This is a genomic window from Amycolatopsis orientalis DSM 40040 = KCTC 9412, from assembly GCF_000478275.1.
GTDB classification, from domain to species: Bacteria; Actinomycetota; Actinomycetes; order Mycobacteriales; family Pseudonocardiaceae; genus Amycolatopsis; species Amycolatopsis orientalis.
Genome location: NZ_ASJB01000096.1, coordinates 51,242 through 66,136 on the forward strand (window position 1 = coordinate 51,242; position 14,895 = coordinate 66,136).

Here is a 14,895-nt window from a genome sequence, read left to right on the forward strand (position 1 = left end):
CGCCGAGCCTGGCGACGGCGGTGGAGAGGGAACAAGGTGAGAGGCCGTCCGGATGTGTCCGGATCCGTCCGGATGCGGCCGGACCGCAGGTCAGTCGATGCGGACCTTGAAGGGATGCGTGACGTCGGCCGGACAGGTGAAGATGTTCAGCACTCCCCGCCGGTGGAACGACCAGCCCGCCGGCTCACCTTCGGTGACCTCGCAGCCACAGCCGACCTCGTGCTCCTCCGTGGCGAGCGCGATCGTCTGCCGCAGCTCGGCGCCGCAATCCCGGCAGCCCAGATCGGTGCGCTCGGTCGCGTACCAGGCGGTCCAGCCGCCGATCTTCGAGTACTGGTCCAGCTCCGGCCAGCCCTCCGGGTCGTCGTGCGCACCCTCGGGGATGCCGAGCGCGGCGCGGGTCTCCGGCGGGAAGTCGCAGAGCCGGGGCAGTTCGTCGATCGAGCAAGGTTCGAACACGCAGGGCACCGGCAAGAGAGCGGCGTCGGCGTCCTCGGGCACCGGCGGCGGGTCCGTGATGTCCTCGACTTCGCCGGAATCGCGCCACACCAGCCGGACCGCGGGCCCTCGGTGATGCGGGCTGTCGTGTTCCATCGGGCAGAACAGGATCTGCAGGACGTCGGTACCCTCCGGAAAGGGCAGCTCGGGGAAGTCGCCGCGGAAGAACTGCGCGGCACTGATCATCGCCGGAACCGGTTCGTCGAGCGGATGCCCGCCCGCCCACGCGTCGTCGGACGCGTCCGGGTCCGGCGGCCAGGTCACCGGGCATTCCGGCCACGGCTCGTCCGACGGCCAGAGCAGCGGGCCGCCCAGATGGCTTTCGTCCGGACGGGGGTCGCCCGGCGCGGGGTGCAGCCGGATGGCCGTCCGGACCAGGTCGTTCAAGCCGGGGATGGGCATCCCGTCGTATGTCAGCTGGCGCACCCCGGCGAGCTTAGAGGTCCGGCAGCGGATCTTCAGGTTTTGCCGCGTCACGCATGATCTCCGCGTCGGCCGCGTGCACCACCGAGACGTACTCTTCGTCGATCTCGTAGTCGACGCCGCAGAACTTGAACCACGGCGTGGTCTCGGCCTGCACCGGCCCGATGCGATGACCGCGCAGCGTCGTCGCGACGACCCGTTTCGGTGTCTTCCTCGACCAGTACCCCGTCGTCAGCACCGTGATCGTCTTGCGGGTCACCACGAAGAACACGCTGGGAGTGGTACTGCCGAGGATGTCGGCGGGGAACACGTACTGGATGTCGTCGTCCGGATCGAGGAAATCCCTGATCCGCTCCCTGACCCCCGAGGAAACCGGCATACCGTCAAACTACCGGCCGGGTCACCTCTCGTGAGTGGTAATGACGGTTCTAACCGTCATTACCACTCACGAGGCCCTACCTGGCCGAGTAGTCCTTGAAGCCCTTCCCGGTCTTCCGGCCGAGCCGCCCCGCGGTCACGAGGTGCTCCAGCAGCGGCGCGGGCGCGAAGCCCTCTTCGCGGAACTCGTTGAACAACGTTCGCTGGATCGCCAGCGAAACGTCCAGCCCGACGACGTCGAGCAGTTCGAAGGGGCCCATCGGCAACCCGCAGCCCACCTTCATCGCGGTGTCGATGTCGTCGGCCTCGGCGTAGTGCGCTTCGAGCATCTTCACCGCGTCGTTGAGGTACGGGAACAGCAGCGCGTTGACGATGAAGCCGGCCCGGTCGCCGCAGTGCACGGGGTGCTTGCCCACCGCCGCGCAGACGGCGTCGACGGTCGCGATCACGTCGGGCGCGGTGGAGATGGTCGAGACGACCTCGACCAGTTTCATCACCGGCGCCGGGTTGAAGAAGTGCACGCCGACCACGTCCGACGGCCGCGAGGTGGCCGCCGCGCATTCGATGACCGGCAGCGACGACGTGGTCGTCGCCAGAACCGCACCCGGTTTCACGACGTCGTCGAGAGCGGCGAAGACGGCCTGCTTGACGGCCAGGTCTTCGGCCACCGCCTCGATGACGAGGTCGACGTCGGCCAGTTCGTCGAAGTCCACCGCGGGCGAGATCCGGCCGAGCGCGGCGGTGGCGTCCTCTTCGGACAGTCTCCCCTTGACGACGGCCTTGTCGAGCGACTTCTTCACCTTCGCGACCGACGCGGCGGCCTTGTCGGCGCTCCGCGCGCGCAGGATGACCTCGTAGCCGCGTTTCGCGAACACCTCGACGATGCCTGTCGCCATGGTCCCGGTCCCGACGACGCCGACCTTGCGCACTTCCCTCGGCGCCACGGTGTCCACTGTGGACGTCGTGACCGAGTCGGTCACCGTCGGCGAATCGGGCTCGTCGTAGGTGTAGAACCCCCGCCCCGTCTTCCGGCCGAGCAGGCCCGCGGTGATCATCTGCTTCAACAGCGGCGCCGGCGCGTGCAGCCGGTTGCGCGACTGGTGGTACATCGTGTCGAGGATCTCGTACGCGGTGTCCAGCCCGATGAGGTCGAGCAAAGCCAAGGGCCCCATGGGATATCCGCAGCCGAACCGCATCGCGGCGTCGAGATCCTCACGGGTGGCGTAGCGCTGTTCGTACATCCGCACGGCGTGGTTGAGATAGCCGAAGAGCAGCGCGTTGGCGATGAACCCGGCGCGGTCGCCGATCACCACCGGCGTCTTGCCGAGCCGTTCGGCGAACGCCACGACGTCGGTGATCACCTCGGGCTCGGTGACCACGGTGCGGACGATCTCGACCAGCTTGAGGATCGGCGCCGGATTGAAGAAGTGCATCCCGACGACCTTGCCCGGCCGCGCGGTGTGCACCCCGATCTCGGTGATCGACAACGAGGAGGTGTTGGACACGAAGATCGTGTCCGGACCGGTGATCTTGTCCAGCTCCGCGAACACGTCGGATTTGGCTTCGAGGTTCTCCGGGATCGCCTCGATCACCAGGTCCACATCGGACAGTCCCTGCAGCGACGTGGTGTAGGAGATCCGGTCCAGGAGCGCGCTGCGGCCGTCGGCGTCGAGTTTGCCGCCCGCCACCGCCCGTTCGGTCGAATGCTCCAGATGGCCCCGGCCCCGCCGCACGCCGTCGTCGTCGATCTCCACGGCGACCACGGACACGCCGCTTCGCGCGAGCACCTCGGCGATCCCGGCACCCATGGTGCCGAGACCGATGACTCCCACACTCGAGATTTCCCGCGCCACAACCGGCCTCCGGAGGTTACTCGCTGGTAGTTTTCTCCGATCGTGCCATGCCGGGGCGCGGAAAGCAGCGGCTGTCACCCTCCTAATCGAGTAAGTGTCACTCCCCGAAGTTCTGCTCGACCAGCTCCTTGACCTTGGTGAGCGCTTCGTCGGCCTGCGCGCCCCGCGCCCGGACCTCGATCCGGTCGCCCTGACGTGCGCCGAGGGCCATCAGCGCGAGCACGCTGTTGGCGTCCGCGGTCTCGTCGCCGAGCCGCACGGTGACCTCCGCGTCCAGCCCCGCGATGCTCCGGACCAGGACGGCGGCCGGCCGCGCGTGCAGCCCGACGTCGTTGCGCAGCGTGAGTTCGACACTGCTTTCGCCGTCCCGCGAACCGCTGTCGAACGTCAGATCCGGCGGGGCGCCCGCCGAGGCGGCGGCTTCTGCGACGGCCTTCCGGTCCGCTCCGCCCTGCGCCGCGACGGCGGCGGCGATCGCGCCCTCGACGAGCGGCGCGTCCACGACGACCGCGGCCGACGGATCGGCGAGCGTTTCGACGGCCAGGTCCGCGGTCATCTGCGCGCTGCCGAGGTCGTACAGCAGGACGACACCCGAACCCGAGTCGGCGCGTTGCGTGGCCGCGACGACCTCGTCGTAATCCGTGCCGATCCCGCCGTCCGGCAGGCCGCCCGCCGCCGCGATGGTGACGTCCGGCGCCATCTGCGCGGCGAGTTCGGCGAGCCCTTCGGCGAGTTTGGCACTGTGGGAGACGAGCACGATTCCGACGCTCACCGGGCGGCCTCCGCGAACGCGCGCAGCAGCAGCGCCGTCGAGCGGGCCCCGGGATCGAGATGGCCTATCGCGCGCTCACCGAGATAGGACGCGCGCCCCTTGCGCGGTACAAGGTCCACAGTGGACTCGGCACCCTTGTCGGCGGCGTCGGCCGCCGCGGTCAGGATCGACGCGATATCCGAACCGGCGGCCTCCTCGGCGGCGGACACGGCCGGGATCAGCGCGTCGACCATGGTCGCGTCCCCGCCGACGGCCTTGCCGCGCGCCTGCACTCCTTCGAGCGCCGCGCGCAATGCCTCGACGAGCAGCGGACCGTCCACTTCGGCCGCGGTGCCCAGTTTGACCGACGCGCGCAGGAAAGCCGTGCCGTACAACGGCCCCGCCGCACCGCCGACCTTCGAGATCAACGTCGTCGCGGCGAGTTTCATGACCGCCGCCGGGGTTTCCGGGGTCCCGGTGTCCAAAGCGGACACGATCGCGGTGAACCCCCGGTCCATGTTCTCGCCGTGGTCGGCGTCGCCGATCGCGCGGTCGAGTTCGATCAGCTCGACCCGATGTCCGGCGATCACCGTGGCCGCCGCCCGCAAGGCGGCGGCGAGCGTCTCGGCGGTGCAGGCCATCTCAGACTCCCCACCTCAGGGCCGGGGTGTTCACCGGCGCGTCCCACAACTCGGTCAGCTCGTCGTCCAGTTTCAGCAACGTCAGGCTCATCCCCTGCATCTCGAGACTGGTGATGTACGGCCCCACCAGGCGCCGTTCGACCACGATCCCACGCTCGGCCAGCAGCCGCTCGGCGATCCCGTGCGCCAGATACAGCTCGACCAGCGGGGTGCCGCCCATCGAGTTCGTGAACAGCAGGACCTTGTCGCCCTCGCCGAAGGGCAGGTCCGACACCACCGCTTCGACCATGCGCGCGACGAGTTCGTCGGCGGACACGGTGGGCGTCCGCTCGATCCCGGGTTCGCCGTGGATCCCGATGCCGAACTCGATCTCGTCGTCGGCGAGGTCGAAACTCGGCTCGCCCGCGTGCGGCACGGTCGGCGCGGTGAGCGCGACACCGATCGAGCGGACCTGGCCGATCACCTTGCGCGCCAACGCCTCCACCGCGTCGAGCGCGTCGCCGCGTTCGGCGGCGGCGCCGGTGATCTTCTCCAGCAGCACGGTGCCGCCGACCCCGCGGCGGCCGGCGGTGTACGTCGAGTCCTTGACCGCGACGTCGTCGTCGATCACCACACTGCGCACGTCCAGCCCCTCGGCGGCGGCGAGTTCCGCGGCGGTCTCGAAGTTGAGCACGTCCCCGGTGTAGTTCTTCACGATCAGCAGCGCGCCCGCGTCCCCGGTGGTGGCCTTGACCGCGGCCTCGACGGCGTCCGGCGTCGGCGAGGTGAACACCGCGCCGGGGACGGCGGCCGTCAACATGCCCTGTCCGACGAAGCCGCCGTGCAGGGGTTCGTGCCCGGAACCGCCGCCGGAGATCACCGCGACCTTGCCCGGTACCGGCGCGTCCACCCGCACCACGATCGCCGGATCGTCCTCCACGCGGAGCACGTCGGCGTGCGCCGCGGCGAGCCCCCGCAAGGATTCCGCGACCACCGTTTTGGGGTCGTTGATGATCTTCTTCAAGGTGGCCTCCGGCACGTCGGCGGGTGGGGGTGTCCCCTTCCTACCTCTCGCGGCCGGATGCCGCCAGCGTCAGGGCTTCGGCAGCTTCGAGATCACCGATTTGGCGATCTTGACCGCCTTCTCGCAGGACGCCGCTTCGTCCTTCTTCTCGTCGTAGTTCTGGTAGACCACATTGGCGATCTCGACCTGGTCGTCGACCCACGGCTTGTGCCGCCACTCCACCTTGCACTCGGCGGAGCTGCCCCTGCCCACCTTCTGGTAGGCGGTGACGCCGTCGATCTCGATCTTCTTGTTCCCGTCGCGTTCCTCGGGCGGCAGGCCGTAGCGGAAGCCGATCGAGATCCGCGGGCTGGAACCCGGCGTCCAGTCGCAGGAGTGGAAGGTGGTCAGCGCGGTCGCGCCGTGCGGGGCGACCTCGTTGAGGACGGCGGTGTCCGCGACAGCGCACGGGTCGACCGCGGTCAGCGTGCCCGGGGTGGACGGGTACTTCGCCGGGGAGGCGTGCAGGGTCTTCACGGCCTTCGCCGCCACCGCGCGACCTGTCGCGCACGGGTCACCGCCGTCGTAGGTGACCGAGAAGCTCATCCCGCGCTCGGGTTTGCGCAGTGTCATGATGCCGACTTCGCAGCTCTTGCCGTCCTTGGCCTTGCGCTCGACCTGCGGCAGCCCCTCGACCGCCGTGACGGTCGCGCCGCTGGTCGAGACGTAGGTCGACGCGCCGATGTCGACGCTGACCGAAAGCTCCTTGCCGCCCGCGTCGACGACCTTCGCCCGGCAGGAGCCGAACGAGGAGAGCGACGGCCGCGGGTCCTCAGGGGTGCCGAGACTGCTCAGCACCTCCTTGCCGACCAGCGGGCACGGGTCGATCGTGCGCATCACCGCGGGGGTGACCGCCGGATCGTTGATGTCCCCGCTCGGCACCTCACCACCGGAACCGGCTTCGGCGGCGACGGTGGTACGGGCGAAGTTGGACTTGCCGAGGTTCTGTCCGCAGGCCGACAGCGCGCCGAGGGCGGCGACCAGGGCCAGCGCGGACGCGATCCGGCGACGTTGAGCGTTGAGCAGCACGACGTGCACGGTAGCCGGACCGCCTCGCCGCTGTCCGGACAACCCGGCTATTCGGCGTCCTCGCCGGTTTCGGCCGTGGGCGGCACCACGATGGGCCGCAGCTTCGCCCACAGCGTGAACAGCGCCGCGAACGCCAGCATGCCGATGCCCGCCCACAGGTTGATGTTGACGTCGGCGGCCTTGGCCAGCTCCTCCTCGGTGGTGAAGCCGATGCCCATGATCGTGAGCACCAGCCCGTAGCCGCCGATGAGCAGGGCGATGACCAGCCGGATGTCGAAGACGCCGGCCTTCTTGGGAGCTTGGGACGCAGCCATCTCCGGCCTCCTAGAAGATGATGTTGAGCGCGATGGTCAGGATCAGCACGATGCCCGCGAGCAGGCCCGGCTTGCGGTACCAGCCCGCGTCGTCGCCGGTTTCGTCGTGCTTCAGCGACTCCTTCGGGGTGAGGGAGTAGACGAGGCCGACCAGCTGGGCCTCCGGCTTCGGCGCGGTGGCGAGCGACACCGCGACGCTGACCACGATGTCGACGACGAACGCCGTACCGGCGGCCACGAAGCTGATGCCCTGCCCGGTAAGCCCGAGGACCCCGGCCTGCGACAGCAGCCACACGGTGATCGCGGACGCGGTACCGGACACCAGGCCGACCCAGCCCGCCGTCGGCGTCATCCGCTTCCAGAACATGCCGAGGATGAAGGTGGCGAACAGCGGCGCGTTGAAGAAGGAGAACAGGTCCTGCAGGTAGGTCAGGATGTTCCCGGAGTTCGACGCGATGAACGCGGTGCCGATCGCCAGCACGGTGCCGATCGCGGTGACCATGCGGCCGAGACGGAGGTAGTAGCCGTCCGACTCGTTCTTCTTCACGTACGACTGCCAGATGTCGTAGGTGAAGACGGTGTTGAACGAACTCAGGTTCGCGGCCATGCCCGCCATGAAGGACGCGAGCAGACCGGCGAGCGCGACGCCGAGCATGCCGTTGGGCAGCAGGTCGCGCATCAGCAGCAGGATCGCGTTGTTCGGGGTGACACCGCTGGGCGCGTCACCGCCGTCGAGCAGGACCTGCTTGTCCTGGACGTACTCGGACACGGTGACCGCGGCGATCATGCCGGGGATGATCACGATGAACGGGATCAGCATCTTCGGGAACGCGCCGATGATCGGCGTCCGCCGCGCGGCCGACATGCTCTTCGACGCCATAGCCCGCTGGACCTCGACGAAGTTCGTCGTCCAATACCCGAAGGACAGCACGAAACCGAGACCGAAGACGAGACCGAGGACGGAGAGGAAGCTGTTGCCGAAGCCGGTGAGGTTGTCACCCGGCCACGAGTGGAGCTGCGCTTCGCCGCCGGGGCTCGCGGTGACCTTGTCGACCAGGCCCTGCCAGCCGCCGACCTTCACCAGGCCCACGATGGTCAGCGGCAGCAGCGCCGCGACGATCACGAAGAACTGCAGGACCTCGTTGTAGATCGCGGCGGAGAGGCCGCCGAGCGCGGTGTAGGAGAGCACGACCGCGGCCGCGACGATGATCGACACCCACAGCGGCCAGCCGAGCAGGAGGTTCACCACGCTGGCGAGCAGGAACAGGTTCGCGCCGGCGATGAGGATCTGCGCGCTCGCGAAACTGATGCCGTTGACCAGGTGCGCGGGTTTGCCGAACCGGCGGAGCATGAACTCCGGGACACTGCGGACCTTCGAGCCGTAATAGAACGGCATCATCACGATGCCGAGGAACAGCATCGCCGGGATCGCGCCGATCCAGAAGTAATGGACGGTCGGCAGGCCGTAGAGCACGCCGTTGGCCGACATGCCCATGATCTCGACCGCACCGAGGTTGGCCGAGATGAAGGCGAGGCCGGTGACCCAGGCCGGCAGGGAGCGGCCGGAGAGGAAGAAGTCAAGGCTGCTCGAAACCGACCTTCGCGCCATGTACCCGATGCCGAGTACCAGTGCGAAGTAGAAGGCGAGCAGGACGTAGTCGACAGGACTTGCGTCCAGCCGCAGGTTCGCATCGGCCAGCACGTGCAACCGACCCACCTCCATAGTGAAAATGTCCACGAGAAACGCCGGTAACGCGTCAATCGCGGACCATACTGCATGGATTCAGGAACGGCAGTGCGGGCGTCGGAGTCTGCCCGGATGTCCGTTCCACCTGCACCTTGTGGACTCCGGGGCACCCCATACCGCGCCCGATTTCGCCTGGTCCCGACCGGTAAGCCCGGAAAAAGGGCCGTTCCCCGACGTCTCCGTCGGGGAACGGCCCTCTCCCGTGACCGGCGGGGGTTTACCGGTCCGTGGGCAGGCCCACTTCGCCGTCCTCCTTGATCAACCGGGCGAGGACGTCATCCGGCATGAAGGTGCGATGCGGATAGCCGGGACCCCACGAGTTGAGGAACGGGACGGCGCCGAGTTCGTCCGCGCGCGGGTTGCCCAGCACCTCGTGCACCTCGTCGACGGTCTTCGCCCAGCGGAAGGCCTGGATACCGTTCTTCACGTCGGGCGTGTAGGCGGCCCGCTTGACGTGGTCGTCGTCGGCGTAGGTCTCCGACCACGGGACGTGGCCCAGTTCGAGCAGGACCTCGGCGGCGGCGCGGCACGAGGTGCCGTTGTTGTCACCGGGGTTTGTCTCGTCCCATTCGTCGCGCATCTTCGCCTGGTCCCAGAGCCACCGCGCGGCGTAGAGGTCGCCGTTGAACAACGTCATACAGCGCGACCAGCCGAATCCGACGCAGGCGCCTTCCCTGCCCTGGTCGTAGAAGGCGTACTGGGTTTCCCCGTCGGTCGATTCGCCGGGTTCGAGGCAGACGCAGTGCCCGCCGCGGATCCGGGTGAGCGATTTCGCGCCGCCCTTCGCGACGAAGAACTCGCCGGACTTCTCGTCCTTTTCCGGGACGTCGAATTCCTTGTACCAGTTGACACCGATGACGACCGGTGACCGGGTGGGCCGGTCTTCGGTGGCCAGCGCGGTCAGCGGATAGCGCTCGATGTGGCGCCAGTCGTCCGGGATGAACCGGCCGAGACGATCGTCCACCGGGTCGCTGCCGATCGGGCGATAACGCATGGGATCCTCCTATCCCTCATCCCACCGGAATACCGCCGGCGAGTTCACTGCGGCACAATCTTTTCCAGAAACCGCCGCGCGGCCTCCCGCCCGTTTTCGAAGAGGTGCTTCTTCTCCTCTTCGCCGAGCCCGAAGTCCACGGCGGAAACACCGGTCGTGTCGACGTACACCGTCCGCCGGTTCACACCTTCCTCGTGCAACCGGTAACGATTCCAGTCCGACATCAGGGTTTCGAGCGAACCGATGGCGATCCGCAACGCACTCTTCACCGGTTTGTCCCGGCCGCCCACCGGTTCCCCGGAAAGCTTCACTCCCCAGGTCGGCCAGCGCGCGGGCTTCGAGTCGGTCCGGTCGAAGACGGTGATCGGGAAGTTCGACAGCAGGCCGCCGTCGACCCAGGTGACGGTGCCCTCGGGACGGACGTCGAACTGCACCGGCCGGAAGTAGAACGGAATGGACATCGACGCGCGGACGGCGTCGACGATCCTTTCCGCACCGGGATCGCGACCGTACTGGGAATAATCCCAAGGCAACCGGACGAGCACGCGGCGGGTCAGGTCACTGACGTGGACGACGAGGGAATACCGTTGATAAGAACGCAAAGTGCCTTCGGGATCCTCGATGGCGAGATCGGCGAACGTGCGCACGCCGACCTCGTCCAGCAACGGCGTGAGCCATTCGGCGAGATAGTCACCGGTGTGCATCCCGTCGTGCAGGATCAGATCGAGACCGTCGCCGATCGAGCCGGTGACCTTGTCGAGCAGGGACTGATCCTGGAACCGGCGGCAGTCCATGTCGTTCATCACCGCTTCCAGTCCGCCGAGATCCTTGCCGGCTTTCTGGTAAGCGGCGACCAAAGTCGCGACGATCGCACCCGCACTCGTCCCGGCGATCCGCGGGAACGAATAACCGGCTTCGTGTAACTCCAGCACCGCGCCGAGTAACCCGATGCCTTTGACGCCGCCGCCTTCCAGCACCAGATCGACGTGCTTCCCGGAATCAACCATGGCCCATCACCCCTGCACCCGCGACCACCGGTTTTCGGTGGTACCCCTCGCGGAAATCGAGTGTGACACAGCGCAAGACCGAGGAATCCGGCGTTCACCCGAATGGCACAGAAACAGCTGGTTCTTTTGACGGATGCGCCGAGTTCGTTAATTTCCCGCCGCCCTTTAGGGCATTCTGTGGCGCGAGAAAGAATGCAGATACAAGCCGAAGGACTCGATTGGATATCGGCCTTTCAACGCCCGTCCCGTCATGCATCCAGTCCTCTGGATGCGGTACTTGCGCGTGCAACTACCGCATCCAGAGGACGAAATGCGTGGGGTGGGTGGGGGCTCAGAAGAGGCGGAACTCGTCCGACTCGATGCCGCGCAGCGCGTCGTAGTCCAGCGTGAGGCACCGGATCCCCCGGTCCTCGGCCAGCACCCGCGCCTGGGGCTTGATGATCTGCGCCGCGAAAACGCCCTGCACCGGGGCCAGCAGCGGGTCGCGGTTGAGCAGTTCGAGGTACCGCGTCAGCTGCTCGACGCCGTCGATCTCGCCCCGTCGCTTGATCTCGACGGCGACACTGGCGCCGTCGGCGTCACGCGCCATGATGTCGACCGGCCCGATCGCGGTCGGGAACTCCCGCCGCACCAGGGTGTAGCCGTCCCCGAGGGTCTTGATGTGCTCGGCGAGCAGTTCCTGCAGGTGCGCCTCGACGCCGTCCTTCTGCAGTCCCGGTTCCGCGCCGAGTTCCTGGGCGTGGTCGTGGAAGATCTCGTCGATCGTGATGACGAGCTTCTCCCCCTGCTTGTTCTCGACGATCCACAGCTTGCCGTCCTCGATCAGCCAGCACGGCGGGCTCATCCAGTTCAGCGGCTTGTAGGCACGGTCGTCCGAGTGCACGGACACCGAGCCGTCGGCCTTCACGAGCAGCAGCCGCGTGGCCATCGGCAGATGGGCGGTCAGACGGCCGGCGTAGTCGACCTGGCAGCGAGCGATCACTAGGCGCACTCCGCGAGGGTAGGACAAGCATGGCGATACTGTTCGCATGGACCCCGTTCAGCGTGTCAGCTCGCGTGAGGTGTACCGGAACAACTGGATGACCGTGCGCGAGGACGCCGTCCGGCGGCGCGATGGTTCCGAGGGGATCTACGCCGTCATCGACAAACCCACCTGCGCCGTGGTGATCCCCTTCGACGGCACCAGGTTTCACCTGGTCGAGCAGTTCCGCTACCCGCTCGGCCAGCGGCGCTGGGAGTTCCCCATGGGCACCGCCCCCGACCTCGCCGACGTCCCCCCGCCCGAACTCGCCGCCCGCGAACTGCGGGAGGAGACCGGGCTGATCGCGGGGTCGATGACCGACCTCGGCCTGACCGACGTCGCCGCCGGCATGTCGAGCCAGCGCGGGCGGGTGTTCCTCGCCACCGATCTCACACAGGGTGAGGCCCAGCGCGAGATCGAGGAGCAGGACATGCGGACGGCGTGGTTCGAACGCGAGGAGTTCGAGAAGATGATCACTTCGGGCGACATCACCGACGCGCAGACGCTGGCCGCCTACACGCTCCTGTTGCTGCGCGAACGCGCGTAAGCCGCACGACCATTACCTGCGACTTCGTCCTGAAGGACCCCTTTGAGACGGTGAACGTCGCAAAGGAGTCCTTCAGGACGCCTTCCGTTGCCAGGTCGGTCGTGAGTGGTAATGACGGTTCTAACCGTCATTACCACTCACGAGACACATCCGCGGTTGCCACGCGTGCGAAGGTCAGTCCGGCCAGACTGGGGAGCGCTTCTCCAGGAAGGCCGCCCTTCCCTCCCTCGCCCCGGCCAGCTGCGACGCCGACGCCATCACTTCGAGCGCCAGCGCGTAGGCGTCGGCCTCGGGCCGGTCCAGCTGCGCGTAGAGGGTCTGTTTCCCCATCGCCTTGCTCGCCCGGCTCCCCCGCGTCGCACGCCCCAGCAGCGAAGCGACGGCTTCGTCCAGTGAGTCGTCCGGGACGACGCGGTTCACCAGGCCCCAGTCCAGCGCGGTCGCTGCGTCGATGACGTCCCCGGTGAGCGCCAGTTCCATCAGCCGTTTCCGCCCGATCGAGCGGGCCACCGGCACCGCTGGGGTGTGGCAGAACCAGCCGCCCTTGCCGCCGGGGAGGGCGAATCCGGCGGATTCGGCGGCGACGGCGAGGTCGCACGTGGCCACCAGCTGGCAGCCCGCGGCGGTCGCGAGCCCGTGCACCCGCGCGACGACGACCTGCGGCACCGACTGCATCGTGCCCATGAGATCCGTGCACAGCCGCAGCAGCTCGCGCACGGCCATCAGGTCACGCGCGGCGACGTCGCCCAAGTCGTGTCCCGCCGAGAACACCGGTCCGGCGCCCGCCAGGACGATGCCGGTGGCGTCGGTCTCCCCGGCCTCGCGGAACGCCGCGAGCAGTTCGGCCAGGTGGTCCGCGGACAGCGAGTTCCGCCGCGCGGCGCGGTTCATGGTGATCGTGACGGTCTCGCCGTCCCGTTTCACGAGGATGTGCTCGTACTCGGCCATGCTTCGACGGTAACCGACCGGAACGTCCGGCGATACGAATCGGGTCCGACGCCGACGTCGGCGCGAAGCCGTCGCCGCAGGTTGGCGGCGGTGCCGAGGCCGGACCGCTGCGCGACCCGCTCGACCGGGAGTTCGGTCGTCTCCAGCAGGCGGCGCGCGAGCCGGACCCGTTGCGCGCGCAGCCAGCGGCCCGGCGTCACGCCGGTGGCGGCCGCGAACTCGCGGTGGAAGGTCCGCTCGCTCAGGCCGGCGTGGCCGACGAGATCTTCGACGCCGATGTCCTCGGCGAGCCGCTCCAGCGCCCAGTCCATTGTGGACGAAACACTCGGCCGCGATGGCCTCGGCGGCAACGGGTTTTCGACATACTGCCGCTGACCGCCTTCGCGCGCGGGCGGCATCACCAGCCGCCGGGCGAGTGCGGCCGCGACCTCGGCGCCGTGTTCGCGCCGCACCAGGTGCAGGCACAGATCCAGGCCGCCGACCACGCCTGCGGACGTCAGCACCGCTCCTTCGTCGGTGAACAGGACGTCCCGCTGGACGACTGCGTCGCGCGCGGCGGCTTCGAGGTCGTCCAGGAGCCGCCAATGCGTGGTGACCGACCGGCCGTCGAGCAGCCCGGCCGCGGCCAGGGTGAACGCCCCGGAGCACAGCGACGCCACGGTGATCCCGGCCCGGTGCGCCTTGCGCAGTGCGGCGATGGCGGCCGCGGGCACTTCGGCGTGCGGATCGACCCGGCCGGGTACGAGGACGAGTTCGCAGCCGTCGAGCCCGTTCAGCCCATGGGTCGCCTCGACCTGGCCGAACGGATGGGTGGCGACCGTCGCACGGCTCGGCGAGCAAAGCCGCACCTCGAAGGGGCCGATGCCGCTGTCGGTCCGGTCGACACCCCAGACCTCGCCGATCACACCCACGTCGAAGGACCGGCTGCCCGACAGGAGGAGCACACCCACGGTTCGCATGGCAGAAAAGTACCGCATCGCGCGTCTCCTGCCACTCCCCGACGGCCGGGGAACAGCCGAGACTCGAAGCCATGACCACTGAAGAAACCAAGGCCCTGCTCGTGATCGACGTCCAGCGCGGCTTCGACCGGCCCGTGTGGGGTCCCCGCAACAACCCCGGCGCGGAGGCCAACATCAAGGCGCTCGTCGACGCCTGGCAGGAGCGAGGGCTGCCGATCGTGCTGGTACACCACGACTCCGTCAAACCCGGCTCGTCGCTGCGGCCCGGCCAGGAGGGCAACCACTTCAAACCCGAACTCGACGGCGTGCGCGCGGACCTGGTCTTCGGCAAGAAGGTCAACTCCGCCTTCCACGGCGACATCGACCTCGACGGCTGGCTGAAGACGCGCGGCATCACCTCGTTCGTCCTCGCCGGGATCCAGACGAACTTCTGCTGCGAGACCACCGCGCGCGTCGGCGGGAACCTCGGCTATGACGTGACTTTCGCGCTCGACGCCACGTTCACCTTCGACCTCGCCGGGCCGGACGGGAGTGTGCTGACCGCCGACGAGTTGTCGAAGGCGACCGCGACGAACCTGCACGGCGGCGGGTTCGCCACGGTCACCTCGACGAAGGAGATCCTCGGAACGCTCTAGGCCGTGTCCTGCAAGTCTTGTTCGCGGTCTTCGCGCCCAGGCGGCCCCTGACGGCACGGGCGGATGCGGCCGAGTACGACCCGGTACGAGGCCGATCCGCCCGCACCG

The 14,895-nt window shown here is 68.3% G+C and carries 16 protein-coding genes; 2 read left to right on the forward strand and 14 right to left on the reverse strand.

The genetic code is table 11. The annotated features are described in order from the left end of the window. Positions 1–90: 90 nt before the first annotated feature. The 12 genes from L324_RS38565 to nucS all read right to left on the reverse strand — a co-directional run bounded on the left by L324_RS38565 (position 91) and on the right by nucS (position 11,668). Positions 91–924 (reverse strand): YwqG family protein, encoded by an 834-nt coding sequence (locus L324_RS38565; protein ID WP_037320782.1) that lies wholly within the window; start codon positions 922–924, stop codon positions 91–93. Positions 925–934: 10 nt separating this feature from the next. Continuing rightward, positions 935–1,300: a hypothetical protein gene (locus tag L324_RS38570; protein ID WP_037320783.1), complete on the reverse strand. Its 366-nt coding sequence runs from the start codon at positions 1,298–1,300 to the stop codon at positions 935–937. A gap of 76 nt (positions 1,301–1,376) precedes the next feature. Next, positions 1,377–3,152: a 3-hydroxyacyl-CoA dehydrogenase family protein gene (locus tag L324_RS38575; protein ID WP_037320785.1), complete on the reverse strand. Its 1,776-nt coding sequence runs from the start codon at positions 3,150–3,152 to the stop codon at positions 1,377–1,379. A gap of 97 nt (positions 3,153–3,249) precedes the next feature. Continuing rightward, on the reverse strand, positions 3,250–3,924 hold the full coding sequence (dhaM, locus tag L324_RS38580) for a dihydroxyacetone kinase phosphoryl donor subunit DhaM (protein ID WP_037320786.1): 675 nt from the start codon (positions 3,922–3,924) through the stop codon (positions 3,250–3,252). Beyond that, complete coding sequence (gene dhaL, locus L324_RS38585; protein WP_037320788.1) at positions 3,921–4,544, reverse strand: dihydroxyacetone kinase subunit DhaL; 624 nt, start codon at positions 4,542–4,544, stop codon at positions 3,921–3,923. The genes dhaM and dhaL overlap by 4 nt, the downstream gene beginning before the upstream one ends. A gap of 1 nt (position 4,545) precedes the next feature. Beyond that, a complete protein-coding gene (dhaK, locus tag L324_RS38590) occupies positions 4,546–5,547 on the reverse strand; it encodes a dihydroxyacetone kinase subunit DhaK (protein ID WP_037320819.1) in 1,002 nt (333 codons plus the stop codon). A 69-nt stretch (positions 5,548–5,616) separates the two neighbouring features. Continuing rightward, the gene (locus tag L324_RS38595; RefSeq protein WP_235783773.1) at positions 5,617–6,615 is read right to left on the reverse strand and encodes a DUF3558 domain-containing protein; all 999 of its coding nucleotides are present in this window, start codon (positions 6,613–6,615) and stop codon (positions 5,617–5,619) included. 47 nt (positions 6,616–6,662) lie between these two features. Beyond that, positions 6,663–6,929 (reverse strand): hypothetical protein, encoded by a 267-nt coding sequence (locus L324_RS38600; RefSeq protein ID WP_037320792.1) that lies wholly within the window; start codon positions 6,927–6,929, stop codon positions 6,663–6,665. 10 nt (positions 6,930–6,939) lie between these two features. Beyond that, positions 6,940–8,637 (reverse strand): sodium:solute symporter family protein, encoded by a 1,698-nt coding sequence (locus L324_RS38605; RefSeq protein WP_037320821.1) that lies wholly within the window; start codon positions 8,635–8,637, stop codon positions 6,940–6,942. A gap of 256 nt (positions 8,638–8,893) precedes the next feature. Beyond that, positions 8,894–9,670, reverse strand: coding sequence for a hypothetical protein (locus tag L324_RS38610; protein WP_037320794.1), 777 nt, complete (start codon positions 9,668–9,670; stop codon positions 8,894–8,896). A 44-nt stretch (positions 9,671–9,714) separates the two neighbouring features. Continuing rightward, entirely contained in the window at positions 9,715–10,677 is a 963-nt protein-coding gene (locus tag L324_RS38615; protein ID WP_037320796.1) for a patatin-like phospholipase family protein, read from the reverse strand. A gap of 331 nt (positions 10,678–11,008) precedes the next feature. Beyond that, positions 11,009–11,668 (reverse strand): endonuclease NucS, encoded by a 660-nt coding sequence (nucS, locus tag L324_RS38620; protein ID WP_034308895.1) that lies wholly within the window; start codon positions 11,666–11,668, stop codon positions 11,009–11,011. A 37-nt stretch (positions 11,669–11,705) separates the two neighbouring features. On the opposite strand from nucS, the gene L324_RS38625 reads away from it, so the two are divergent. Next, on the forward strand, positions 11,706–12,245 hold the full coding sequence (locus L324_RS38625) for an NUDIX domain-containing protein (RefSeq protein ID WP_037320802.1): 540 nt from the start codon (positions 11,706–11,708) through the stop codon (positions 12,243–12,245). Between the two features lie 174 nt (positions 12,246–12,419). Here L324_RS38625 and L324_RS38630 read toward each other — a convergent pair whose 3' ends face one another. Together L324_RS38630 and L324_RS38635 are read right to left on the reverse strand one after the other, a co-directional pair. Then, positions 12,420–13,193 (reverse strand): enoyl-CoA hydratase-related protein, encoded by a 774-nt coding sequence (locus L324_RS38630; RefSeq protein WP_037320804.1) that lies wholly within the window; start codon positions 13,191–13,193, stop codon positions 12,420–12,422. Further along, a complete protein-coding gene (locus tag L324_RS38635) occupies positions 13,166–14,152 on the reverse strand; it encodes a GlxA family transcriptional regulator (RefSeq protein WP_037320806.1) in 987 nt (328 codons plus the stop codon). The genes L324_RS38630 and L324_RS38635 overlap by 28 nt, the downstream gene beginning before the upstream one ends. A 71-nt stretch (positions 14,153–14,223) precedes the next feature. On the opposite strand from L324_RS38635, the gene L324_RS38640 reads away from it, so the two are divergent. Beyond that, the gene (locus L324_RS38640) at positions 14,224–14,787 is read left to right on the forward strand and encodes a cysteine hydrolase family protein (protein WP_037320808.1); all 564 of its coding nucleotides are present in this window, start codon (positions 14,224–14,226) and stop codon (positions 14,785–14,787) included. The last annotated feature ends 108 nt before the right edge of the window (positions 14,788–14,895 follow it).

What these genes read in the sequence shown, in the direction of transcription:
- L324_RS38570 (WP_037320783.1), bottom strand. Translation starts at nt 1,300, where the DNA reads ATGCCGGTTTCCTCGGGGGTCAGGGAGCGGATCAGGGATTTCCTCGAT.
- dhaL (WP_037320788.1), bottom strand. Translation starts at nt 4,544, where the DNA reads ATGGCCTGCACCGCCGAGACGCTCGCCGCCGCCTTGCGGGCGGCGGCC.
- L324_RS38600 (WP_037320792.1), bottom strand. Translation starts at nt 6,929, where the DNA reads ATGGCTGCGTCCCAAGCTCCCAAGAAGGCCGGCGTCTTCGACATCCGG.
- L324_RS38610 (WP_037320794.1), bottom strand. Translation starts at nt 9,670, where the DNA reads ATGCGTTATCGCCCGATCGGCAGCGACCCGGTGGACGATCGTCTCGGC.
- L324_RS38615 (WP_037320796.1), bottom strand. Translation starts at nt 10,677, where the DNA reads ATGGTTGATTCCGGGAAGCACGTCGATCTGGTGCTGGAAGGCGGCGGC.
- L324_RS38625 (WP_037320802.1), top strand. Translation starts at nt 11,706, where the DNA reads ATGGACCCCGTTCAGCGTGTCAGCTCGCGTGAGGTGTACCGGAACAAC.
- L324_RS38630 (WP_037320804.1), bottom strand. Translation starts at nt 13,193, where the DNA reads ATGGCCGAGTACGAGCACATCCTCGTGAAACGGGACGGCGAGACCGTC.
- L324_RS38635 (WP_037320806.1), bottom strand. Translation starts at nt 14,152, where the DNA reads ATGCGAACCGTGGGTGTGCTCCTCCTGTCGGGCAGCCGGTCCTTCGAC.
- L324_RS38640 (WP_037320808.1), top strand. Translation starts at nt 14,224, where the DNA reads ATGACCACTGAAGAAACCAAGGCCCTGCTCGTGATCGACGTCCAGCGC.